Consider the following 1,059-nt stretch of genomic DNA (forward strand, 5'->3'; position numbering starts at 1 on the left):
GTTTTTAATTTTCTTGATTATTATATTCCATTTTTTATAATCTCCCACCTTTGCTAGTTTCATTCTCTCAATGATCTCTAGCGTTTTTGTGGTATCGATTGATTTGACCATTTATAGCTAGTTTGCTTGGGTCGCTTTTAATTCGTATGACGGCCATGTATTGTAAAGATCATCTATCTCTTTCATATCAGAAGAATTTAGATACTTTCCATCTGATATTGCTGCAAATGTTTCAATTTCTTCTACGCTAACAACCGTTGGCAATACTGACGCAATTGCTTTTTTTGATAAGATGAATTTTATTGCAAATTCTGTAATGTTTAATCCATTTCGTTCTGCAATTGGTCTGAATTGCTCTACTTTTTTTAATGCTTCTTGTCTCCATTCTTGTTTTCTGTCTTTTCTGTGATCATTGCTTGGGATGACTGTTTCTGCCTTTACTTTCCCTGTGAGAATTCCTGATGCATCTGGAACTCTGACTAAAATACCAACATTTTGTTTTTCTGCTTTTTGCATTAATTCATTTCCAGGTGTTTGCTCTAAAATGTTGTATACAGTTTGTACACCTGATACACTTTTTCTTTCCATTGCCTCTAATCCTTCTTTTGTCCATCCAATTGCTGGACCTAATGCTACTTGTGATGTCTTTATTTTTCCTTCATCAATTAATTTATCAAACATCTCAAAAGTAGCATCATTTCGAATATGATTTAATTTTGGATTATGCATTCCATACGAATCAATATAATCAGTTTGTAATCTTTCTAATGATGCATTAAGTGCTTTTTGTGTAAATTCTGGTTCAAATCTCTGTGGTAACTCTGCATGACCTATTTGCTCAACATTGGCAAAATCATATCCGTATTTTGTTGAAATTACAACTTCATTTCGCATACCTTTGAAAACCTGACCGATTAATTTTTCACTAATTCCTTTTCCGTACATATCCGCAGTTTCAAAAAAGTTAATTCCTAAATCATATGCTTTTTTTAGCATTCGTTTTGCTTCATCTTCTTCAATTTTTTTACCCCACCAATCAAGGCCAATTGTCCATGCCCC

The 1,059-nt window shown here is 33.1% G+C and carries 1 protein-coding gene; it reads right to left on the bottom strand.

Annotation, left to right across the window (positions count from 1 at the left end; all coding sequences use genetic code 11):
• Positions 1-117: 117 nt before the first annotated feature.
• Positions 118-1,059, bottom strand: a 942-nt coding sequence (locus tag BG20_RS10910; protein ID WP_010195310.1) for an aldo/keto reductase, incomplete at its 5' end; no start/stop codon positions are given.

The sequence above is a fragment of the Candidatus Nitrosarchaeum limnium BG20 genome, from assembly GCF_000241145.1.
Classification (GTDB): Archaea; Thermoproteota; Nitrososphaeria; order Nitrososphaerales; family Nitrosopumilaceae; genus Nitrosarchaeum; species Nitrosarchaeum limnae.